The sequence below is a fragment of the Mesorhizobium prunaredense genome, from assembly GCF_900156895.1.
In the GTDB taxonomy this organism is placed as follows: Bacteria; Pseudomonadota; Alphaproteobacteria; order Rhizobiales; family Rhizobiaceae; genus Mesorhizobium; species Mesorhizobium prunaredense.
The window spans coordinates 131,088-151,311 of the sequence record NZ_FTPD01000056.1; the positions used below are offsets into that span (position 1 = coordinate 131,088).

At 62.6% G+C, this 20,224-nt stretch carries 21 protein-coding genes; 16 read left to right on the forward strand and 5 right to left on the reverse strand.

The features are described 5' to 3' along the window. Positions 1–9: 9 nt before the first annotated feature. The 5 genes from BQ8794_RS28190 (at position 10) to BQ8794_RS28210 (ending at position 4,133) form a co-directional block, all read left to right on the forward strand. The gene (locus BQ8794_RS28190; protein WP_077381912.1) at positions 10–1,119 is read left to right on the forward strand and encodes a pyridoxal phosphate-dependent aminotransferase; all 1,110 of its coding nucleotides are present in this window, start codon (positions 10–12) and stop codon (positions 1,117–1,119) included. A 305-nt stretch (positions 1,120–1,424) separates the two neighbouring features. Then, entirely contained in the window at positions 1,425–2,045 is a 621-nt protein-coding gene (locus tag BQ8794_RS28195) for a TetR/AcrR family transcriptional regulator (RefSeq protein WP_077381914.1), read from the forward strand. 68 nt (positions 2,046–2,113) lie between these two features. Further along, positions 2,114–3,277 carry an isovaleryl-CoA dehydrogenase gene (locus tag BQ8794_RS28200; RefSeq protein WP_077381916.1) on the forward strand — a complete coding sequence of 388 codons (1,164 nt, stop codon included), beginning with the start codon at positions 2,114–2,116 and terminating at the stop codon, positions 3,275–3,277. Between the two features lie 242 nt (positions 3,278–3,519). After that, on the forward strand, positions 3,520–3,753 hold the full coding sequence (locus BQ8794_RS36855) for an AbrB/MazE/SpoVT family DNA-binding domain-containing protein (protein ID WP_244555139.1): 234 nt from the start codon (positions 3,520–3,522) through the stop codon (positions 3,751–3,753). Beyond that, a complete protein-coding gene (locus tag BQ8794_RS28210) occupies positions 3,750–4,133 on the forward strand; it encodes a type II toxin-antitoxin system VapC family toxin (RefSeq protein ID WP_077381920.1) in 384 nt (127 codons plus the stop codon). The genes BQ8794_RS36855 and BQ8794_RS28210 overlap by 4 nt, the downstream gene beginning before the upstream one ends. 47 nt (positions 4,134–4,180) lie before the next feature. Here BQ8794_RS28210 and BQ8794_RS28215 read toward each other — a convergent pair whose 3' ends face one another. Then, positions 4,181–4,711: a type II toxin-antitoxin system HicB family antitoxin gene (locus tag BQ8794_RS28215; protein WP_244555140.1), complete on the reverse strand. Its 531-nt coding sequence runs from the start codon at positions 4,709–4,711 to the stop codon at positions 4,181–4,183. 192 nt (positions 4,712–4,903) lie between these two features. Between BQ8794_RS28215 and BQ8794_RS28225 the strand changes: the two genes are divergently transcribed. From BQ8794_RS28225 to BQ8794_RS28240, 4 genes are all read left to right on the forward strand, one after another. Next, complete coding sequence (locus tag BQ8794_RS28225) at positions 4,904–6,511, forward strand: carboxyl transferase domain-containing protein (protein ID WP_077381924.1); 1,608 nt, start codon at positions 4,904–4,906, stop codon at positions 6,509–6,511. A 2-nt stretch (positions 6,512–6,513) separates the two neighbouring features. Then, positions 6,514–7,044: an O-acetyl-ADP-ribose deacetylase gene (locus BQ8794_RS28230; protein ID WP_077381926.1), complete on the forward strand. Its 531-nt coding sequence runs from the start codon at positions 6,514–6,516 to the stop codon at positions 7,042–7,044. 118 nt (positions 7,045–7,162) lie between these two features. Next, positions 7,163–7,540, forward strand: a complete 378-nt coding sequence (locus BQ8794_RS28235) for a hypothetical protein (RefSeq protein ID WP_077381928.1) — start codon at positions 7,163–7,165, stop codon at positions 7,538–7,540. A gap of 49 nt (positions 7,541–7,589) precedes the next feature. Next, positions 7,590–9,548: an acetyl/propionyl/methylcrotonyl-CoA carboxylase subunit alpha gene (locus BQ8794_RS28240; protein ID WP_077381930.1), complete on the forward strand. Its 1,959-nt coding sequence runs from the start codon at positions 7,590–7,592 to the stop codon at positions 9,546–9,548. Between the two features lie 112 nt (positions 9,549–9,660). Here BQ8794_RS28240 and BQ8794_RS28245 read toward each other — a convergent pair whose 3' ends face one another. Next, positions 9,661–10,782 (reverse strand): ABC transporter substrate-binding protein, encoded by a 1,122-nt coding sequence (locus BQ8794_RS28245; protein ID WP_077381932.1) that lies wholly within the window; start codon positions 10,780–10,782, stop codon positions 9,661–9,663. A 463-nt stretch (positions 10,783–11,245) separates the two neighbouring features. Beyond that, the gene (locus BQ8794_RS28250; protein WP_027152750.1) at positions 11,246–11,512 is read right to left on the reverse strand and encodes an SEL1-like repeat protein; all 267 of its coding nucleotides are present in this window, start codon (positions 11,510–11,512) and stop codon (positions 11,246–11,248) included. A gap of 463 nt (positions 11,513–11,975) precedes the next feature. Here BQ8794_RS28250 and BQ8794_RS28255 point away from each other — a divergent pair, with 463 nt between their 5' ends. The 5 genes from BQ8794_RS28255 (at position 11,976) to BQ8794_RS28270 (ending at position 15,810) form a co-directional block, all read left to right on the forward strand. Beyond that, a complete protein-coding gene (locus BQ8794_RS28255; RefSeq protein ID WP_077381934.1) occupies positions 11,976–12,320 on the forward strand; it encodes a DUF2147 domain-containing protein in 345 nt (114 codons plus the stop codon). Positions 12,321–12,669: 349 nt separating this feature from the next. Continuing rightward, positions 12,670–12,822, forward strand: a complete 153-nt coding sequence (locus BQ8794_RS35805; protein ID WP_167378865.1) for a hypothetical protein — start codon at positions 12,670–12,672, stop codon at positions 12,820–12,822. A gap of 35 nt (positions 12,823–12,857) precedes the next feature. Next, a complete protein-coding gene (locus BQ8794_RS28260) occupies positions 12,858–13,052 on the forward strand; it encodes a hypothetical protein (protein WP_077381936.1) in 195 nt (64 codons plus the stop codon). Between the two features lie 129 nt (positions 13,053–13,181). Then, complete coding sequence (locus BQ8794_RS28265) at positions 13,182–14,642, forward strand: AMP nucleosidase (protein ID WP_244555129.1); 1,461 nt, start codon at positions 13,182–13,184, stop codon at positions 14,640–14,642. Positions 14,643–14,730: 88 nt separating this feature from the next. Beyond that, a complete protein-coding gene (locus tag BQ8794_RS28270; protein WP_077381940.1) occupies positions 14,731–15,810 on the forward strand; it encodes an endonuclease/exonuclease/phosphatase family protein in 1,080 nt (359 codons plus the stop codon). Between the two features lies 1 nt (position 15,811). On the opposite strand, the gene BQ8794_RS28275 is transcribed toward BQ8794_RS28270, so the two are convergent. Together BQ8794_RS28275 and BQ8794_RS28280 are read right to left on the reverse strand one after the other, a co-directional pair. After that, positions 15,812–16,417: a DUF922 domain-containing protein gene (locus BQ8794_RS28275; protein ID WP_077382236.1), complete on the reverse strand. Its 606-nt coding sequence runs from the start codon at positions 16,415–16,417 to the stop codon at positions 15,812–15,814. 157 nt (positions 16,418–16,574) lie between these two features. Next, positions 16,575–18,254 carry an electron transfer flavoprotein-ubiquinone oxidoreductase gene (locus tag BQ8794_RS28280; protein WP_077382238.1) on the reverse strand — a complete coding sequence of 560 codons (1,680 nt, stop codon included), beginning with the start codon at positions 18,252–18,254 and terminating at the stop codon, positions 16,575–16,577. Between the two features lie 248 nt (positions 18,255–18,502). On the opposite strand from BQ8794_RS28280, the gene BQ8794_RS28285 reads away from it, so the two are divergent. Both BQ8794_RS28285 and BQ8794_RS28290 read left to right on the forward strand, forming a co-directional pair. Further along, the gene (locus BQ8794_RS28285) at positions 18,503–19,147 is read left to right on the forward strand and encodes a hypothetical protein (RefSeq protein ID WP_077381942.1); all 645 of its coding nucleotides are present in this window, start codon (positions 18,503–18,505) and stop codon (positions 19,145–19,147) included. Between the two features lie 125 nt (positions 19,148–19,272). Further along, on the forward strand, positions 19,273–20,160 hold the full coding sequence (locus tag BQ8794_RS28290) for a uracil-DNA glycosylase (protein WP_077381944.1): 888 nt from the start codon (positions 19,273–19,275) through the stop codon (positions 20,158–20,160). Positions 20,161–20,224 lie beyond the last annotated feature (64 nt).

Below are 20,224 nucleotides of genomic sequence, written 5' to 3' on the forward strand. Positions count from 1 at the left end.
GCCTTTGCCATGCGCCAGCACCCTCCCCTCACGCCGATCATCAGCGCGCTTCCCTCGACGGTGCCGTTTGTCGGCCCGGAGGCGCAGGAGCGGGATCGGGGTCGCGCGTTTCGCGCCCGCATCGGCGCCAATGAGAGCAGTTTCGGGCCCTCGCCGCGCGTCATAGCCCGCATGGCCGGCATCGCCCGCGACATGTGGATGTATTGCGATCCCGACAATCACGATTTGAAGGTGACTGTTGCCGCGCATCTTGGCGTTGGCGTCGAAAACGTGGTGGTCGGCGAAGGCATAGACGGGTTGCTCAGCCTGGTGGCGCGCATGTATGTGGCACCGGGCGACGCGGTGGTCACCTCGCTCGGCGCCTATCCGACCTTCAATTTCCATATTGCCGGCGTCGGCGGCCGGCTGGTCGCGGTCCCCTACGAGAACGACCGGGAAAGCCTGGGCGGCCTGTTGGCTGCGGTCGCCACGGACAAAGCGCCGCTGGTCTACCTGTCCAACCCGGACAATCCGATGGGAAGCTGGTGGGAGGCGGCGGAGCTCATCCGCTTCATCGAAGCCCTGCCGGAGACCACCATGCTGGTGCTCGACGAGGCCTATAGCGAATTGGGGCCGACCTCGGCGCTGCCGCCGATCGATATCTCCAGGCCGAACGTCATCCGCATGCGCACCTTCTCGAAGGCCTACGGGCTGGCCGGCATACGCTGCGGCTATGCGGTGGCCGACGCCCAGGTGATCCGTGATTTCGAGAAGATCCGCAACCACTACGGCGTCAGCCGCATGGCGCAGATCGCTGGCGTCGAGGCGCTGGCCGATCAGGACTATCTCAAAAGCGTGGTGGCGCGGGTCGCTTCGGGCCGCCGGCGCATCGCCGGGATCGCCGAGGCCAATGGGCTGAAGCCGCTGCCCTCGGCTACCAATTTCGTCACCCTGGACTGCGGCGACGGCGCCTTCGCGCTGAAGGTGCTGCAGGCGCTGCTGTCACGCGATGTTTTCATCCGCAAGCCGATGGTGCCGGGGCTTGACCGCTGCATCAGGGTCAGCGTCGGCCTCGACCACGAGCTCGACATTTTTGCCGAGGAATTGCCCGGCGCGCTGGCGGCGGCACGGGGGAGCTAACGCCTTCGTCAAGACCCTGCAGGACTTTTTGATGCCTGCGGGACAGCGCCCCCCTATGTCCTGCCCTCTTTGCCACCACTTGGCATCTCCCCCACTTGGGGGGAGATTGGCTGTCACTTCAGCTTTCGCCAATCTCTTACGTTGAAGAAAAGCGCGGCCATTGGAACTGCCGATCTCCCCCCTCGTGGGGGAGATGTCCGGCAGGACAGAGGGGGCGCGAAGGAACGCCATCGTTTCGGAAATACGACTACTTCTTGAATTAATTGAACGTTCGTTTTATTCTTACACCTCTCAACGAGGCTTCCATGGCGCGCACGACCGGTTCCGACGGCGAAAAGACCGAAGCAGCGGTCCGCGAGGCGGCGGTCAGCCTGATCGCGCGTCTCGGCTATGAGGCGATGTCGATGCGCCAGCTGGCCGCCGAGGTCGGCGTCCAGGCGGCGGCGCTCTACCGCTATTTTCCGACCAAGCAAGACCTTTTGTTCACGCTGATGCGCGAGCACATGGAAGGACTGATCGAGGCGTGGGACGCGGCGCGCCCGGCCGCGGCCGATCCGGCGACCCGGCTCGCCGCCTATGTCGAAAACCACATCGCCTTCCACATCGAACGCCGCCATTCCACCCATGTCTCGAACATGGAATTGCGCAGCCTGTCGCATGACCGCCTGACGCAGATCCTGCGTATGCGCACCGCCTATGAAAAGGAGCTGCGCGTCATCTTGCGCGACGGCGCAGAGGCCGGCGTCTTCGACGTCGAAGACACCGGGCTGACGGCCATGGCGCTGATCCAGATGATGACCGGCGTCATCGTCTGGTTCCGGCCGGGCGAGCGGCTATCGATCTCTGAAGTAACCGCCACATATCTTTCAATGACAATGCGCCTGGTTGGAGCAGCGGCCAGCACCGGCGAGCAAAGGACACTGTAGCACTTTTATTTGCGCATGATTCACCGCGAAAATCGATTCGATTTCGGGCATGCGCCGGGAGGAACGGCATGTACACGCACACACTCAACTTCGGGCTTGACGAAGACATCGAGGCGCTGCGCGACCTGGTGCGGCGCTTCGCCCAGGACAAGATCGCCCCGATCGCCGCCGAGATCGACCGCTCGAATGAATTTCCGGCGCATCTGTGGGCCGAGCTCGGTGGGCTCGGCCTGCTCGGCATCACCGCCGATCCGGATTTCGGCGGCACCGGCATGGGCTATCTCGCCCATGTCGTCGCGATGGAGGAGATTTCGCGCGCCTCGGCATCGGTCGGCCTCTCCTACGGCGCCCATTCCAATCTCTGCGTCAACCAGATCAATCGCTGGGCAACGCCGGCGCAGAAGGAGAAATATCTGCCTGCGCTGTGCACCGGCGAAAAGGTCGGCGCGCTGGCAATGTCGGAATCCGGCGCCGGCTCCGATGTCGTATCGCTCAAACTGCGCGCGGAAAAACGCAACGACCTCTATGTGCTCAACGGCACCAAGATGTGGATCACCAACGGCCCGGACGCCGAGACGCTGGTGGTCTATGCCAAGACCGATCCGGAGCTCCAGTCGCGCGGCATCACCGCCTTCATCGTCGAAAAATCGATGGCCGGCTTCTCCGTCGCGCAAAAGCTCGACAAGCTCGGCATGCGCGGCTCCAACACCGGAGAACTGGTTTTTTCCGATGTCGAAGTGCCGTTCGACAATGTGCTGCACGAGGAAGGGCGCGGCGTCGAGGTGCTGATGTCGGGTCTCGACTACGAGCGTACGGTGCTCGCCGGCGGCCCGCTCGGGCTGATGGCGGCGTGCCTCGATGTGGCGGTCCCCTATGTGCACGAACGCAAGCAGTTCGGTCAGCCGATCGGCGAGTTCCAGCTGGTGCAGGGCAAGCTCGCCGACATGTATACGACGATGAACGCCGCGCGCGCCTATGTCTATGCCGTCGCCGCTGCCTGCGACCGCGGCCAGACGAGCCGCAAGGACGCCGCAGCTTGCGTGTTGTTCGCTGCCGAGAAGGCGACGCAGATGGCGCTCGACGCCATCCAGCTGCTGGGCGGCAATGGCTACATCAACGACTATCCGACCGGCCGGCTTTTGCGCGACGCCAAGCTCTACGAGATCGGCGCCGGCACCAGCGAGATCCGCCGCTGGCTGATCGGGCGGGAAATCATGGCGGAAGGAGTCTAGTCAAGTATTCTGAAATATTTGCCAGAAATGGCACACTATGCCATGATTTAGGAATATGTCACATTTCTGGAACGAGGCAGAATATGACGAACGGGACGGGGAAGGCTGGGTTTGACGAAAATCCGCCAACACAATTCGAGGCCGGCGCTCAAAAAACTCCGCTCCGGGTGCCAGCGAAACGCGAGCGCGTCAGGCTTGGCGAGGGCGGACGTTTCGTTATCCCGGCTGCGATGCGCGAGGAAATGGGCGTGAAGCCTGGTGAGGACTTGATCCTTCATGTCGAGAACGGCGAGTTGCGGGTAAGGTCGTGGCTTCAGAACCTGCGGCGCGTCCAGGCCGAATTGTCGGCTTTGAAAAAGCCCGGCGAAAGTGTCGTCGACGAATTTCTGAAGGAGCGGCGGGAAGAACAGCGTCGAAGCGATAGACGTTTGGACCGGCTTCATGCCGAAGGAACGGCGAGGAAGGGAGCGAAGTGAAAGCTTACGTCATGGACAGTTCGGCGGCGCTTGCGATTCTGCTCAACGAGAAAGGCACCGATATCGCCTTGGGCTTCGCGCCGGATGCGCAATGCAGCTCCGTCAATGCGGCCGAAATTATCGCCAAGCTGATCGACAAGGGACGCAGCATGGAAGAGGCCGCGGACGACCTCGCCAGCCTCGGCATGCCGGTCGCTGTTTTCGACGAGATGATGGGCATCGCCGCCGGTCAGCTTCGCGAGCTGACGCGGCATCGCGGCTTGTCGCTGGGCGATCGGGCCTGCCTGGCGCTGGCAATTCGCGAGAACGCCATAGCCGTCACCGCCGACCGTGACTGGGGCGACCTGGATATCGGCTGCAAGATCGAACTGATCCGGTAACGCCAATGGCCTGGTGGATCGTGCACGAAAATCATGTCAGAGGAGAGCTAATGCGCGCGGGTTCGGACCTTTGTCGAACCCTCGGCGACACGTTTGCGAGCGACTTCGGCCAGCGTGTCCGACACCCATTGATTGATCGATTTGCCGTCGCTGGCTGCCGCCCGGCTGACAAGATGGTGGACTTCCGGCGTGGTGCGCAGAGCAAGTTTGCCCGAAAATGGCTTTTCCGGCTCCTTGTTCTGCTCGGCACAAAATTCAAGATAGTCGTCGACACATTCGTGGAAGGCTTTCAGCAATTCTTCTGCCGAAGCGGTTTCATATGTGAAGATGTCGCGAATGCCCATGATACGACCGTGAAACACCAGGTCGGTCTCATCGAACTCGATCGTCCCCAGATATCCCTTGTAAGGCTTCATAACTCGACACCTGAATCGATGAGAAACGTCCTGATCTCTCGGATCACGTATGACTTTGTATCTGGCGACGGATGCGGCCGATGCAGGCGAAGAGTTACCCCATTCAGCGTGGAAACGCACCCGCGAGCCTCGCCCTTCCGAAACTTGCGCACCGATTGCCACCAGCAATGCCTCGACATCCCGCCTTTGATCGACGTGCTGACCGGATTCGCAAATATTCTGTCCAGCGTCTGCCGATGTGCGGCCTTCATGACCTTCGCCCCTCCCAAATCGAATACCTTAACGGCCGACTCCACTTGGGTCAGGGCGAGAGCGCAATTGATACTAAAATATGATATCATCTGAGGTCCGTCAATGCCCGCTCTTACTTCCCAGATCTCGCCAGCCTCCGACACCTTCCGCGCCAATGCCGAGCGCATGCGGGCGCTGGTCGCCGACATTTCGCAAAAGGCGGCAACCGTCGAGCGTGGCGGCTCGGATGAAGCGCGTGAGCGCCACCAGAGCCGCGGCAAGCTTTTGCCGCGCGAGCGCCTCGCCCAATTGCTCGACACCGGCTCGCCATTCCTTGAAATCGGCCAGTTCGCCGCGTGGTCGATGTATGGCGAAGACATCGCATCGGCTGGCATCATTACCGGCATCGGCCGCGTCGAAGGCATCGAAGTCATGGTCGTGGTCAACGACGCCACGGTGAAGGGCGGCACCTATTATCCGCTGACGGTGAAGAAGCATCTGCGCGCCCAGGAGATCGCGCTGCAGAACAAATTGCCTTGCGTCTATCTGGTCGACAGCGGCGGCGCCAACCTGCCCAACCAGGACGAGGTGTTTCCCGACCGCGACCATTTCGGCCGCATCTTCTACAACCAGGCCAACATGTCGGCTGCTGGCATTCCGCAGATCGCCTGCGTCATGGGTTCGTGCACCGCGGGCGGCGCCTATGTGCCGGCGATGTCGGACGAGACGATCATGGTACGCAACCAGGCGACCATCTTCCTCGGCGGTCCGCCGCTGGTGAAGGCCGCCACCGGCGAGGACGTCAGCGCGGAGGAACTGGGCGGCGCCGAGGTCCACACGCGGCTTTCCGGCGTTGCCGATCATTTTGCGCTGGACGACGAGCATGCGCTGGCGATCGCCCGCCGCATCGTCAAGAACCTGAATCGAAAGAAGGAGATCGGACTGGCACTTCGCGATCCGATTCCGCCGCTTCATGCGGCGGATGAGCTCTACGGCATCGTACCGACCGATCTGCGCCAGCCCTATGACGTGCGTGAAGTGATCGCCCGCATCGTCGACGGCTCCGAATTCGACGAGTTCAAGCAGAACTATGGCACCACGCTGGTCACCGGCTTTGCCCATCTCAACGGCATGCCGGTCGGCATCATCGCCAACAACGGCGTGCTGTTTTCCGAAAGCGCGCTGAAGGGCGCGCATTTCATCGAGCTGTGCTGCCAGCGCAAGATCCCGCTGATCTTCCTGCAGAACATCACCGGCTTCATGGTCGGACGAAAATACGAGGCCGGCGGCATCGCCAAGGACGGCGCCAAGCTGGTGATGGCAGTCGCCACGGCACGCGTGCCGAAGGTCACCATGATCATCGGCGGCTCGTTCGGCGCCGGCAACTACGGCATGTGCGGACGCGCCTATTCGCCACGCTTCCTGTGGATGTGGCCGAATGCCCGCATTTCGGTGATGGGCGGCGAGCAGGCGGCCACCGTGCTGGCCGTCGTCAAGCGCGAGGGGATCGAGCGCAAGGGCGGGCAATGGAGCGCGGAGGAGGAGGCAAAATTCAAGAAGCCGATCCTGATGAAATACGAGCATGAAGGCCACCCGCTGTATTCCTCCGCCCGGCTCTGGGACGACGGCATCATCGATCCGGGCAAGACGCGCGAGGTGCTGGCGCTCAGCCTGTCAGCCGCGCTGAACGCCGAGATCGAGGAGACAAGCTTCGGCGTGTTCAGGATGTGACGATGAACGAGATCGACCCGAGGATTCGCGTTCATGTCGGCGACATCACCAAGCTGGCGGCCGATGCCATCGTCAATGCCGCCAACACCTCACTTCTGGGTGGCGGTGGCGTCGACGGCGCCATCCACCGGGCGGCCGGTCCCGAGCTTCTGGCCGAATGCCGGACGCTGAATGGCTGCAAGGTCGGTGACGCAAAACTCACCAAAGGCTATAGGCTGCCGGCACGCTATGTCATCCACACGGTCGGACCGGTTTGGCAAGGCGGCGGCAAGGGCGAAGCCGAATTGTTGGCCTCCTGCTATCGCCGGTCGCTCGAACTCGCCGCCGCCAAGGATTGCAGGACGGTGGCATTTCCGGCGATCTCGACCGGTGTATACCGGTATCCAAAGGACCAGGCGACGCAGATCGCCGTTGGCACCGTGAGCGCCTTCATCAGCCACGACGCGGTTCCGGAAACCGTCATCTTCTGCTGCTTCGACCAACAGACGGCGGAACTATACCAGCAGGCGTTGCTGCGCCTGGCGGGAGCGTGACCTGTCCCGATGAGAAATCCCATCCACACCCTTCAGACTCATTTTCAAACATCGAACTGGCCAGACGGAAAAATTGCGGCTATTGCTGATTTGCAATTTCCATGGGGATGGGGCGAAGATGAGACTGCGACTTTCTCAGAAAACTACTGTATCGATACTTGCAGGGCTTCTTATATTAGCTGCTCCAGGCAGCAGCGCTGCGGAATCACTGGCGGGCAACAAAGGCGACATCCGTTTCTACCCGACTTTGGCTGGAAACCCGAAGGATCCGTGTACCAAGACGTACAACGCCTATGTGGCGGCCAGCGGTCATTCAGCCTATGCAACGACCTTTTATTCGCGCGTCGTCGACATCTCCATCATTTGCGGCGCGCGGCTGAACGCACCGTCGCAAAAGGCGGCGGAAGATTTGGCGCTGCGGAACTGTCAATCTGGCTTGAAAAAGTGGAAAGTCAGGCTTGCGAGCGGCGGCTGTCAGATCGCGCTTTCCAAATAGTCAGTCGCCTTGCTGACTGGCACCGCCCGCGGAAAATCCGGGAGGTCCCATGTTCGCCAAAATCCTGATCGCCAACCGCGGCGAGATCGCTTGCCGGGTGATCCGCACCGCGCGCAGGATGGGCGTGCGCACGGTCGCCGTCTATTCCGACGCCGACGCCGTCGCCTTGCATGTCGAGATGGCCGACGAGGCGGTGCATATCGGGCCCTCGCCGGTCGGCGAAAGTTATCTGCGCGGCGACAAGATTGTCGCGGCGGCTTTGGCCACCGGCGCCCAAGCCATCCATCCCGGCTACGGTTTTCTGTCGGAAAACCCTGACTTCGTCGATCAGGTGACAGCGGCCGGGCTCGTCTTCATCGGCCCGTCGGCCGCCTCGATCCGCGCCATGGGGCTGAAGGACGCGGCCAAGCGGCTGATGGAGAAGGCCGGCGTGCCGGTTGTGCCGGGCTATCACGGCGAGGCGCAGGAGATCGTGCTGCTCGCCTCCAAGGCACGCGAGATCGGCTATCCCGTGCTGATCAAGGCGCGCGCCGGTGGCGGCGGCAAGGGCATGCGGCGCGTCGAACATCCCGACGACTTTTCCGAGGCGCTGTCGGGTGCGCGGCGCGAGGCCAAGGCCGCTTTCGGCGACGACCGCGTGCTGGTCGAGAAATATATCGACAAGCCGCGCCACATCGAGGTTCAGGTATTCGGCGATATCTTCGGCAATGTCGTGCATCTCTACGAGCGCGACTGCTCGGCGCAGCGCCGCCATCAGAAGGTGATCGAGGAAGCCCCCGCCCCCGGGATGACGCCGGCATTGCGCAAGGCGATGACGGAGGCGGCAGTTAAGGCCGCCAAGGCAATCGACTATTCCGGCGCCGGCACGATCGAGTTCATCGTCGACGCTTCGCAAGGGCTGAAGGCCGACCGCTTCTGGTTCATGGAAATGAACACCCGCCTGCAGGTCGAGCACCCCGTCACCGAAATGGTCACCGGCACCGACCTGGTCGAATGGCAGTTGCGGGTGGCCTCCGGCGAAAAGCTGCCGAAGACGCAGAGCGAGATCACGCTCTCCGGACACGCCTTCGAGGCGCGCATCTATGCCGAGGACGCTGCAAAGGGCTTTTTGCCGGCGACGGGCACGCTGCATCACCTGAAATTTCCGGATACAGCGCCCGAGGGCGCCAGCATGCGGGTCGAGACCGGCGTGCGAGCCGGCGACGCCATCTCGCCGTTCTACGACCCGATGATCGCCAAGCTCGTCGTCCATGGCAAGAACAGGCAGGCGGCGCTCGAAGCACTGGGCATAGCCCTTTCGCAGACCGAGATCGCCGGCTCGACCGTCAACACCGCCTTTCTCGCGGCTCTTGCCGCTGACGCGGATTTTTCGGCAGGTGACGTCGACACCGGGCTGATCGGCAGGCACCAGCAAGCGCTGACCGCAGTGCCGCCGCCGAGCAGCGAGATCGTCGCCGCGGCCGCACTTGCGGTGTCCGGCGCCGGGGCTCAGACGCCGACCCGCGACCCGTGGTCGTCGCTTGCCGGCTATGCGCATTTCCACGCGATCGCGCGGCGCACGCGGCTTCGCTACGGAGAGGACGATATCCTCGCGCTTGTGTCGATGCGGCCGGACGGGCGCTTCCAGGTGGCACTGGACGCACCTTATGACAGCGCGCTTGATCTTCGCGCCGCCCCTCGCCTCGCCCGCTGGCCAGATCATGTCACTGTCTTTTCGGGTGCCGTCGGCTACAGCTTCGCGGTGCCGGACCCGTTGGCAAGAGCCGACGAAATCGCCGCCGGTGCCGACAGCCTGCGCGCGCCGATGCCGGGCCTGGTCAAGCTGGTGCGCGCGGCAAAAGGCGAAGCCGTCATCAAGGGCCAGCCGCTGCTGATCCTGGAAGCGATGAAGATGGAGCACACGATCTCCGCCACGCATGACGGGACGATCGCCGAGATCGCAACAGAGGGCGCGCAGGTCACCGACGGGACGGTGCTGGTGCGTTTTGCCGAGGAAGCCCACGGCTGACGCTGTTCATCCAAGAGGCGACGTCGAAGACACGCGCCACAGACGCACTCCCAGAATGAAATGGCCGGGGTTGACCCGGCCATCTCCGATTGTCGCCAGGCGATGCCGGCGATTACGGCTGGATCGGCGCGTATTTGCCGTCGTGCCACTGGTTGATGTCGTAGCTGACGTTCTTGAGGTCGCCCTTTTCATCGAAAGTGACAGGGCCGACGACGGTGCTGATCGGCTGGCCATTCTTCAGCGCTTCGGCAACCTTGGCCGGGTCGTCGCTGCCGGCGCGCTTGATACCCTCGGCAAAGGCCTGGATCACGGCATAGGAGAACAGCGTAAAGCCCTCGGGCGCGAAGCCGCCCGCCTTGATCTTTTCGATGGCTTCCTTGGCTTCGGGCTTCGCCTGCGGATCCGACGGGAAGACGAACATGGTGCCTTCGCCGGCCGGGCCGGCAACCTGCCAGAATTCCGGCGTGGCGATCGAGTCCGGCATGATCAGCTGAAACTTGAGGTTCTGTTCCGCCGACTGTCGCAAGATGAGGCCGGCCTCGGGGTGGTAGCCGCCGAAATAGACCACATCAGCCTTCAGTTCCTTGAGCTTGGTGACAAGCGCCGAGTAGTCCTTTTCGCCGGCGTTGATGCCTTCGTAGAGGATCTCGTTGAGGCCGTTCTGGTTCATCGTCGCCTTGACGGCATCGGCCACGCCCTGCCCATAGGCGCTCTTGTCATGCATGATGACGACGTTCTTGCCGGCGTATTTCTTGGCGATCCATGGACCGATGAAGGCGCCCTGGGCATCGTCACGCGTATAAAGGCGCATGATCGTCGGCCAGCCGGCTTTCGCCGCCGCGTCCGTCAGCTCCGGGTTCGACGAAGCCGGACTCATCATAAGCGCACCGGCTTCGGCATAGACGGCCGAGGCCGGGATGCTCGAGCCCGAGCAGGCATGGCCATCGATGAACTTGACGCCGTTGGCGACGATGCGGTTGGCGACCGAAACCGCCTGCTTCGGATCGCACTGGTCATCCTGGACGTCGAGCTTGATCTGGCGGCCGTCGACGCCGCCAGCGGCGTTGATCGCGTCGGCGGCGGCTTGCGCGCCCTGCTTGAACTGGTCGCCGATGGTGGCAAGCTGTCCGGTCATCGGTCCGACCACCGAAAAGGTGATGTCTTCGGCGAAGGCAACCGGCGCACTCATCACCAGGCCGACTATGGCCGCGCTCAAAATAACCAACTTTTTCATGGCGATACAACTCCTCCACTCGCGCACGGCCGCCCCGGCCGCGCCTCTTCCAGAATAGGTGGGAGAATTTCACCCTTCGCCAAGCCTGTCTTGGCGCATCGGCGGCACTCGATTGGGCCTGCCGCCTTTCTGTTTGACCATGATCTTTTTCCAAAAACCGGTTTCCACTTTTTGGGATCATGGTCCGAAACGCGAAAAGCCGCGCCGGCCTTGTCCCGGCCGGTCGCGGCTTTCGTCGATCGAACAATCCCGAACGCTCCCATGCGCGCCCCGAAACCGCTCGCCTTCCCTGTCCGTCGCGCAGCTGGGCCGTATCCGGCCTGCAGCGTTCTTGTCATTGTTGGTCCGGCCGTTTGCGCGGCCTTGTTCTTGCCGGTCCGGCCGTCTTGCGCGGCCTTGAAGCGTCCCTGTCGGTGATCTCAGTGTCTGATGAACTCCGGGCCCTGATGAGCTCAGGCTAGACTTAGTGCATCGTCATCCATTCGCGGGCTTCGCGCAGCGCCCTGGCGATCTCGACCTTCGACATGGCGGCCGACAGTTCCGAGCGCAGTTCCGCTGCCCGGACAGAGCCCTTGATCGCAGCGATGTTGAACCATTTGTGGGCGGCGACGACATCGGTCTCGCAATCGCGGCCGGTCGCATACATCATGCCCAGTTCGAAAAGAATGTCGGCCTGGGCAGTTGCCCCCATGGCGCCGAAGCCGGCTTCAGGCATTTCAAAACGTGCCATTTCAATCCCCTGTTCTAGCCCCTGTCAGGCTCCCGAGAGCTGCCTCGTTTGTCCCTTGGAAACCCTTGGGCCGGCTGCTCTTTCGATGCTTTCGAGAATGAACCGAAGGCTTGAATCCGTCGTTAAACGGCGTGCTTAATTTGAGGAAAACAAAGCTAAAACAAGAGGTAAACGCCGAAGTTCATTAACGATGCAAAGCCAGCAATTGCGCCGGTTTGGGCTAAAATTGATGAAAATTTGCGAGGCGCAAATCAAGACTCCGCTAACCACGGGAGACAAAGCCAGCATGCCCGGTGTTTCATTTCTCGCCGGCCAGACCGCTTCGGGCGGCCGGAAAAAATCCCGAAGTCTTCCGCAGCGGCACCGCTTTCGTTTTGTCGGGAGGTGGACTAGCTTACGTTTGCGTAAGAGGCAGACTGGCGGGGCGCAACACCCGGCCGGATGTCCCACACGGTGGAGAAACATGTTTCGCAAAATCAGCATGGCCCTTGCGGCCACATTGATCATGGCCGGCACCGCCTGGGCCGACCCGATCGAAGGCAACTGGAAAACGCAAGCCGGTTCGACCGCCGCCATCGCGGGCGGTGGCGACGCATTTTCCATCACGCTCAAATCTGGCAAGTTTGCCGGCAAGCGCATCGGTTCGTTCAAGGTGTCCGGCGCCAACAAATATACGGGGACGATAACCGACCCGGAGACCGACAAGACCTATTCTGGCAAGGCCTCGGTCTCAGGCGCTTCGCTCAAGATGAGCGGCTGCGTGCTCGGCGGGCTGATCTGCAGGGGCCAGACTTGGCACAAGCTCTGATCGTTTCGCCTGCCGCAAAACGAAAACGGGGCCGCGAAGGCCCCTTTTTTGTTCGCGCCTCTGTGTTTGCGAACACCGATCGATCGCGCGGGCTGCGCCTTCTGCGCCCTGACAGCCAATTTTTGCGCATCTTTCGTCCCCTGCTAGCGAGTTTTGGGTCGGCAAGATTTTGGGGCAGCCAGAATTGCGGGCCGGCAGCAAGCTGCGGCGACGCTCGTGGCCGATGACGGCGCGGTGGACGGTCGGCAGCCGGCACTCCGTCTAAATTTGAACCGCAGATGAACGCCGGCATCAGAACCGGTTCAGTTGCATCAGGGCATTCTCACGCGTGTTGAAGGAGACACACGCCATGTTCGCCCGCCGCTTCACCATCGTCTGCCTGCTGATGAGCCTGTTCGGCATGGCGTTCGCCATCCTCGTTGCAGAGGCCGGCCGCCCGGCCCGCTCCTGGGACCAGGCCAATTCCTGCCGGTTCGGTTGCGTGAACCATTTTCGCCCCTGAACCGACAAAGACTTCGAGAGGAGAAAAGCAAAGCCATGAACCGCATCGTCGCCAACGTCCTGAAAACCCTTCGGGTCCTGCCACGGGCGGCGCTCATCCTGACGGTTCTGGCGGCCCCGGTTCTGGCCGTGCCGACGATGCGCGCCGATGCCGTCTCGACTATCGAAGCGCCGGCGCTGAAGAAGACCGGCGTCGGCTTTGTGCTGTTGGTCAGCCTGCGGCGTGGCTAGGCCAATCGGCCTTCATCGAAACCATTCAAAATAAAAAACGACCCTTCGGCCCCTCCCAACCGCATGGCCAAGCCTCTATATTGGGTCATGGAAAAGCGAATCTATCCCCAAGCCATAGACTCAGTCGTGATGCCGGAACCGTTTGGCCGGCAGATCTTCAATGATGCAGCAAAGGCCGTCGCGGCCTTGCAGGCCCTCTACGACCGCAACACCAAATTCCTGCGCGATTCGTTTACGGCGCTCGCCGCAGGCGGCGACAACAACAAGCGCTACCGGGCGTTTTATCCGGAGGTCGGTGTCACCACGACTTCGTTCACCCAGATCGACTCGCGGCAGGCTTACGGCCATATGCCGACGCCCGGGCATTTCTCGACCACCATAACCCAGCCCGCCCTTTTCGAACGCTATCTCATCGAACAGCTTCGCCTGATCATGCGCAATCACGGCGTTCCGGTCACGGTTTCGGAATCGACGACGCCCATCCCGCTGCATTTCGCGTTCCTGGAAGGCTCGCATGTCGACGGCGCGGCAGCCGAGCGCATCAGGCGGCCGATCCGTGACCTGTTCGACGTGCCGGATCTCGACGGCACCGACGACCAGATCGCCAACGGCACGTTCGAAGTTGCGTTAGGCGAAGCCAGGCCATTGGCGGCGTTCACGGCGCAACGCATCGACTACTCGCTGCACCGGATGTCGCACTACACGGCGACCAGTCCCCAGCATTTCCAGAATTTCGTGCTGTTCACCAATTACCAGTTCTACATCGACGAATTCGTCGCCCGTGCGCACGAGCTGATGGCGAAAGGCGGCGGCCGATACGTCGAATTCGTCGAGCCGGGAAACGTCGTCACCAAGGCTGGACAAAGCGCGGCTGGCGCTGGCGTGGCGCCGCCACGCCTGCCGCAGATGCCGGCCTATCATCTGAAGAAGCCGAACCATGGCGGCATCACCATGGTCAATATCGGCGTCGGCCCCTCAAACGCCAAGACGATCACCGACCACATAGCGGTGCTCAGGCCGCATGCCTGGGTGATGCTCGGCCATTGCGCCGGCCTGCGCAACACCCAGGCGCTGGGCGACTATGTGCTGGCGCATGCCTATGTGCGGGAAGACCATGTTCTGGACGATGACCTTCCGGTCTGGGTGCCGATCCCGCCGCTGGCCGAAATCCAGGTGGCGCTGCAGGAGGCGGTCGCCGAAGTCACCGGCCTTTCCGGCTACGACCTCAAGCGTATCATGCGCACCGGCACAGTCGCTACCATCGACAACCGCAACTGGGAGTTGCGCGACCAGCGTGGGCCGGTGCAGCGGCTGTCGCAGTCACGGGCGATCGCGCTCGATATGGAGTCGGCGACGATCGCCGCCAATGGCTTCCGCTTCCGCGTACCCTACGGTACGCTGCTTTGCGTCTCCGACAAACCCCTGCATGGCGAATTGAAGCTGCCCGGCATGGCGACCGAGTTCTACAAGCGGCAGGTGGCACAGCATTTGACCATCGGCATCAGGGCGATGGAAAAGCTGGCCGAGATGCCGATGGAACGGTTGCATTCGCGCAAGCTCAGAAGCTTTTCGGAGACGGCGTTCCAGTAGCACCGCTCGGCCTGCGACCTTGGTAACAGCGCGGCAGGGCATTTCGTAGTCTTGCTTTGGGCCGCATTTCTGCCGATAAGCAAAGTAGATGGCACCCGTTCGAAACATGATGGCGTCGGCAGCATTCGTAGCTATGCTCGTCTTCTCGGTCGCGCTGGTGGCCGGGTTTTTCGGAACGCTGCATCCGGCCTTCGATTCCTTCGCTCATTTCCGCGTTCATCTTGCCGTGCTGATGGCGCTTTGCGCGCTGCCGCTGCTGGCGACCTCGTTTCGCCTGCAGGCGGCCACAGCGCTGCTCTTTGCGGTGGCTGCGTTTGCCACCACCTCGAACGCCCTGTCGGTGCCCCGCCTGTGGCCGGTCCAGGCAGCCGACGAAGCCGAGGCCGGCGACCAGCCCGTTTACCCTGGCGACCACGCGGTCCATCCCGGTGACCAGGCGGTCTACCGCCTGCTGCAGATGAACCTGCGGTTCAACAATCCGACGCCTGAAAAAGTACTGTCGCTGATCGGCCGGACCCAGCCTGATGTGATCACCCTCGACGAGGTGTCCGACATGTGGAAGGCGAAGCTTGGCCTTCTCACCAGCAGCTACCCCCATCGGATCCTCTGCCCCTACCCCAATGGCGTGTTCGGCGTTGCGCTGCTGTCCAGACGGCCGTTTGCCGCCGGCAGACAACCGCGCTGCGATGGCCGCGGCGCGATGGCCATCGCGACGGTCGATTTCGGCGGAACCGACGTCGACGTCGCCGCCATGCACCTCACCTGGCCATGGCCGCGCCACCAGTCACGGCAGATCGGCGGATTGTCGGGGGAGTTCGCCTCGCTCGGCGAGACATCGATCATGGCATGCGACTGCAATGCAGTGCCGTGGAGCGCCGCTGTCCGGCGCGTCGCAGGTCTTGGCAAGCTGACCGTGGCGCCTTCGCCGGGACCGACCTGGCTCCCTATCAAGCTACCGGAATTCCTGCGCTTCGCCGGACTGCCGATCGACCTTGTTTTCAGCAAGGGCGCGGTTCTCATCCATTCGGTGTCGAGGCTGGAAAACACCGGCTCCGACCATCTTCCGCTGATGGTGGAGTTCTCGCTCAGGCCGGAACAGAAGAAGCCGGTCGACGAACACGAAACCGCGACGGCATCCGTGCGACAGAACGGCAGGACCCGAGGCTGAGTTACTGCTTGCGCAACAGCGCCCTGATGAGGTGCTCGACATGGCCGCCGTCGCGATGCTCGCGCGCGTCGAAGGCGTTCTGTTTCGCCTCGTATTCGGCATAGACGGCCTTGATCCGGCGCCTCGCCTCGCGGTGCGTCTTGCTGCAAAACAAGTTGTCGGCGAACTCCAGTCCAGTGATCGATCTTTCGGTCGCCCGCATCATTGTCCTGGCGATGCGGCCGTGGTTATGCTCGTGAGCACGAACGCCCGCGAAAAACCGCTTCCAGCGCTTTTGCAGCGCCGGTGTCGCGGCTGAGGCCAAACGCGGCAAGGTGTAGGTGAGATCGAGCGTGCCATCGGCCTGGCGCAGACGGCAGACACCACCCTCCCTTGTGACCTCAAGGTCCCAATCTACGGTATAGGCGGCCAGCGCGATGGCGTGCGTCATGAAGCCGTGCCGCTTCGGACCGTTGCGGTCCATGGCCTCGATCAGGGCGGCGCCCGTGGTTCCAGTGATGTCGTAGGTCCGGGTCTTGACCAGCACCTTCGTGTCGGCCAATGCCGACGGTGCGAAGCCGCACAAGCCGCCAATCGCCACAAGGCACGTCAGAACCGCCAGGCGCATGGTCATCTCCCGGGTCAGAATGGAACCACAAGCGCCGCCCCGCTTCAACTTCTTTTAGACGCCGCACATATAATAGGCCTTCACGCGCTTTCATTTTGGTCAACGTCGAGACGGCCGCCGGGCCGATCTGGCTTGCTGGGCTACATGCTCTGGTAGACTACATGTTTTGATAGACTGGTCCCTCGCCACCTTGTGGCGGCACCCAGGTTATGTTTCGGTTCGGGTCCTTGATGTCGCAGGTCTTGCAGTGGACGCAGTTCTGCGCGTTGATGACAAAGCGCACGTCCTTCGCTGCGGGATCGGCGGCGACGTTGCCATCCTTGTCGACCCATTCGTAGACGCCGGCCGGGCAGTAGCGTGTCGAGGGCCCGGCATAGACATCGTGCTCGGAACGCTGCTGCAGATCCATATCCGCGACCAGCAGGTGGACAGGCTCGTTTTCCTCGTGGTTGGTGTTGGAGAGGAACACCGAGGACAGGCGGTCGAAGGTGAGCACGCCGTCCGGCTTCGGATAGGCGATCTTCTTATGCCTGGCGGCCGGCTCCAGCGTCGCATAATCGGCCTTGCCGTGCTTCAGCGTGCCGAAAGGCGAGAACCCGAACAGCGAATTCAGCCACATGTCGAGGCCGCCGATGCCGACGCCGATGGCGGTGCCGAAGCGCGACCACAATGGCTTGACGTTGCGCACCTTCTTCAAATCCTTGCCGATGTCGGTCGCCCGCCATGCCGCCTCGTAGGAAGCCGGTTCGTCATTGGCGCGGCCGGCGCCGATCGCCTCGGCGACATGCTCGGCCGCCAGCATTCCGGAGAGCACGGCATTGTGCGAACCCTTGATGCGCGGCACGTTGACGAAGCCGGCAGCACACCCGATCAGCGCGCCGCCGGGGAAGGACAGTTTCGGCACCGATTGCCAGCCGCCCTCGGTGATGGCACGGGCGCCATAGCCGAGCCGCTTGCCGCCCTCGAATGTGCCCCTGATCGCCGGGTGGGTCTTGAAGCGCTGGAACTCGTCGAACGGCGACAGATAGGGGTTCTTGTAGTTGAGGTGGACGACGAAGCCGACCGCCACCTGGTTGTCCTCCAGATGGTAGAGGAAGGAGCCGCCGCCGGTCTTCATGTCGAGCGGCCAGCCGAAGGAGTGCTGGACAAGGCCTGGCCGATGGTTCTCCGGCTTGACCTGCCAGAGTTCCTTGAGACCGATGCCGTATTTGCCGGGCTCGCGGCCGTCGGAAAGATGGTATTTGGCGATCAGTTGCTTGGACAGCGAGCCGCGCGCGCCCTCGCCGATCAGCACATATTTGCCCATCAGCGCCATGCCCGGCGCGAAGCCCGGGCCATGCGTGCCATCCTTCTCGACGCCCATATCGCCGGTGACAACGCCGGTGACCGCGCCCTGGTCACTGTAAATGAAATCCACGGCGGCAAAGCCCGGATAGATCTCAACGCCAAGCGCCTCGGCCTTGGTCGCCAGCCAGCGGCAGACATTGCCGAGCGAAACGATGTAGTTGCCGTGGTTGTTCATCAGCGGCGGCATCAGGATATTGGGCAGACGGAACGAACCGGCGGGGCCGAGGACCAGGAAATGGTCCGCCGTGACCGGCGTCTTGAACGGATGTCCCTCCTCGTCACGCCAGCCCGGCAGCAGCCGGTCGATGCCGATCGGATCGACGACGGCGCCGGACAGGATGTGGGCGCCGACTTCGCCGCCCTTTTCCAGGACGACGACGGAAAGCTCGGGATTGACCTGCTTGAGACGGATCGCGGCAGCGAGGCCGGCCGGACCGGCGCCGACGATCACCACGTCGAATTCCATGCTTTCGCGTTCGATCTCGCTCATCAACCCCTCACTGGCTGCCGCATTTGCGCATCTTGCTGGCTTATCCGCTGCATAGCGCATCAATTCGCGACGCGAAACCGGCGCTGACGTGACAATGCCGATTTCGTCAAAAAGGCCGCGCATCGTACTACAAAATCGCGATTTGGGGGTCCACCAACATCGAACCGGGTCAAGCCAGTCCAAAGAGAGCCGTTGCCCTGACGTTTTTTAATTGTTCGACGGCTTGCTTATCGGCCATACTTCGCACCATGCGCACATACGGGCCATCCGGCTTTTCATCGACGCGCTTTTTTTTGTCGCCCGGACGGGTCTGCCAGGCGCTCGTTTTGGCCCTTTTTCCGCTGGCATCCGTTGCCGCCCGCGCCGAGCCGCAAAGGGTCTGGGTGGCAGGAGCCTACTCCTTTTCTGACGAATTGGGCGGCTTCCGCATCACCAGCGCCTCGGGCATCGGGACAAAGGAGGACCCGCTTGTCATCACCGAAGAGCTAAATTCGGCGACACCAGTGACACTGACGATCCGCACGACAAAGCCGATCCACCCCTTCGGCACTGCGGGCCAATTTGCCAACGGCCTCATGTATATGCGCGTCGACGTGCTCAACAACAGCGGCCAGGCCTGGGTCGAATTCCAGTTCGAGCTCCAGGAGATACTCCACCGGCCGAGCGTGTTCGGCGACGGCCTGTCGTTCGACCAGCGCAACAAGACACCTGACAACATCTGGTCGAGCAGCTTTGCCGATTTCGATCGCGACTTCGAACCCTATGACCGGCTGCTGTTCAAGAGCGGCAAGATCGACCCGTTGAAGACAGCAAAATTCGATTACCTGATCACCGACTACACACCCCGCTGGACGTTCTATCTGGTGCAGGATCCGCGTATACCGTCGAGCTGAACTACTTCGTCACCCAGGGCGAAGCAGGAGCGAAGCGGCGTCGCGGAGGCCCTGGATGGCGAAATCATGAAGCATCGCGCCAATCGCGATGTTGCAAATTCCTGCCGCGCGGCTGAATGTGAAGCATGACTGCCGTTTCCCGAGACAACCGACCTGATATTGCCGAGCTGCTGGCCTTCTACGCCAGCGCCGGCGTCGATGAAGCGCTCGAAGAGGAGCCGCTGAACAGGTTTGCCGAGGCTGCGTCAAAGCCGCCTGAGCGGGCGCCAGCGACTGTTGCGCCGCCAAGCGGTGAAAACGCAGCGCTGCCACGCTCGACAAGCCTGTCACGCGCCGGAATGGGCGAAAGGCAAGCTGCGGCACCGGCGGTGCGCGCGCCGTCCGGTACGGCGACAGTGCCCGACGAGCAGCAGGCGGCATTGGCGCGACACCTGGCGACGACGGCGGCGACCTTGGACGAGCTTCGCCAGCACATGGCGGCTTTCGACGGTTGCAACCTCAAATTCACCGCCAAGAACCTGGTGTTCGCCGACGGCAATCCGAATGCCGCGGTGATGCTGGTCGGCGAGGCGCCCGGGCGCGACGAGGACATCGAGGGATTGCCGTTCGTCGGCCGCTCGGGCCGGCTGCTCGACCGGATGCTGGCCGCGATCGGCCTCGACCGGACCTCGGCCTACATCGCCAATGTGATTCCCTGGCGGCCGCCGGGCAACCGCACGCCGACGCCGCACGAGACCGAGATTTGCCGGCCGTTCATCGAACGGCAGATCGAGCTGGTCAATCCCAAGGTGCTGGTCAATTTGGGCGGCCCCTCGGCAAGCACCCTTCTCAACACCACAGAGGGCATCCTGCGGCTGCGCGGCAACTGGCGCGTCCACACGACCGCCGCCGGCATTGCCATTCCAGCCATGCCGACGCTTCACCCGGCCTACCTCTTGAGAACCCCCGCGCACAAGAAGCTAGCGTGGCGGGATTTCCTTGAAGTGAAGGCGAAGCTGCGGGCGCTGGGTTGAGGGTCCGAGATTAGCCAATCTCCCCCCTCGTGGGGGAGATGGCCGGCAGGCCAGAGGGGGGCGC

Coding starts and splice junctions, on each gene's coding strand:
- BQ8794_RS36855 (WP_244555139.1), top strand. CDS start 3,520: ATGGGCGTGAAGCCTGGTGAGGACTTGATCCTTCATGTCGAGAACGGC.
- BQ8794_RS28270 (WP_077381940.1), top strand. CDS start 14,731: ATGGCACCCGTTCGAAACATGATGGCGTCGGCAGCATTCGTAGCTATG.
- BQ8794_RS28230 (WP_077381926.1), top strand. CDS start 6,514: ATGAACGAGATCGACCCGAGGATTCGCGTTCATGTCGGCGACATCACC.
- BQ8794_RS28285 (WP_077381942.1), top strand. CDS start 18,503: ATGCGCACATACGGGCCATCCGGCTTTTCATCGACGCGCTTTTTTTTG.
- BQ8794_RS28255 (WP_077381934.1), top strand. CDS start 11,976: ATGTTTCGCAAAATCAGCATGGCCCTTGCGGCCACATTGATCATGGCC.
- BQ8794_RS28260 (WP_077381936.1), top strand. CDS start 12,858: ATGAACCGCATCGTCGCCAACGTCCTGAAAACCCTTCGGGTCCTGCCA.
- BQ8794_RS28190 (WP_077381912.1), top strand. CDS start 10: ATGCGCCAGCACCCTCCCCTCACGCCGATCATCAGCGCGCTTCCCTCG.
- BQ8794_RS28200 (WP_077381916.1), top strand. CDS start 2,114: ATGTACACGCACACACTCAACTTCGGGCTTGACGAAGACATCGAGGCG.
- BQ8794_RS28225 (WP_077381924.1), top strand. CDS start 4,904: ATGCCCGCTCTTACTTCCCAGATCTCGCCAGCCTCCGACACCTTCCGC.
- BQ8794_RS28280 (WP_077382238.1), bottom strand. CDS start 18,254: ATGAGCGAGATCGAACGCGAAAGCATGGAATTCGACGTGGTGATCGTC.
- BQ8794_RS28290 (WP_077381944.1), top strand. CDS start 19,273: ATGACTGCCGTTTCCCGAGACAACCGACCTGATATTGCCGAGCTGCTG.
- BQ8794_RS28275 (WP_077382236.1), bottom strand. CDS start 16,417: ATGCGCCTGGCGGTTCTGACGTGCCTTGTGGCGATTGGCGGCTTGTGC.
- BQ8794_RS28195 (WP_077381914.1), top strand. CDS start 1,425: ATGGCGCGCACGACCGGTTCCGACGGCGAAAAGACCGAAGCAGCGGTC.
- BQ8794_RS28235 (WP_077381928.1), top strand. CDS start 7,163: ATGAGACTGCGACTTTCTCAGAAAACTACTGTATCGATACTTGCAGGG.
- BQ8794_RS28240 (WP_077381930.1), top strand. CDS start 7,590: ATGTTCGCCAAAATCCTGATCGCCAACCGCGGCGAGATCGCTTGCCGG.
- BQ8794_RS28250 (WP_027152750.1), bottom strand. CDS start 11,512: ATGGCACGTTTTGAAATGCCTGAAGCCGGCTTCGGCGCCATGGGGGCA.
- BQ8794_RS28265 (WP_244555129.1), top strand. CDS start 13,182: ATGCCGGAACCGTTTGGCCGGCAGATCTTCAATGATGCAGCAAAGGCC.
- BQ8794_RS28245 (WP_077381932.1), bottom strand. CDS start 10,782: ATGAAAAAGTTGGTTATTTTGAGCGCGGCCATAGTCGGCCTGGTGATG.
- BQ8794_RS35805 (WP_167378865.1), top strand. CDS start 12,670: ATGTTCGCCCGCCGCTTCACCATCGTCTGCCTGCTGATGAGCCTGTTC.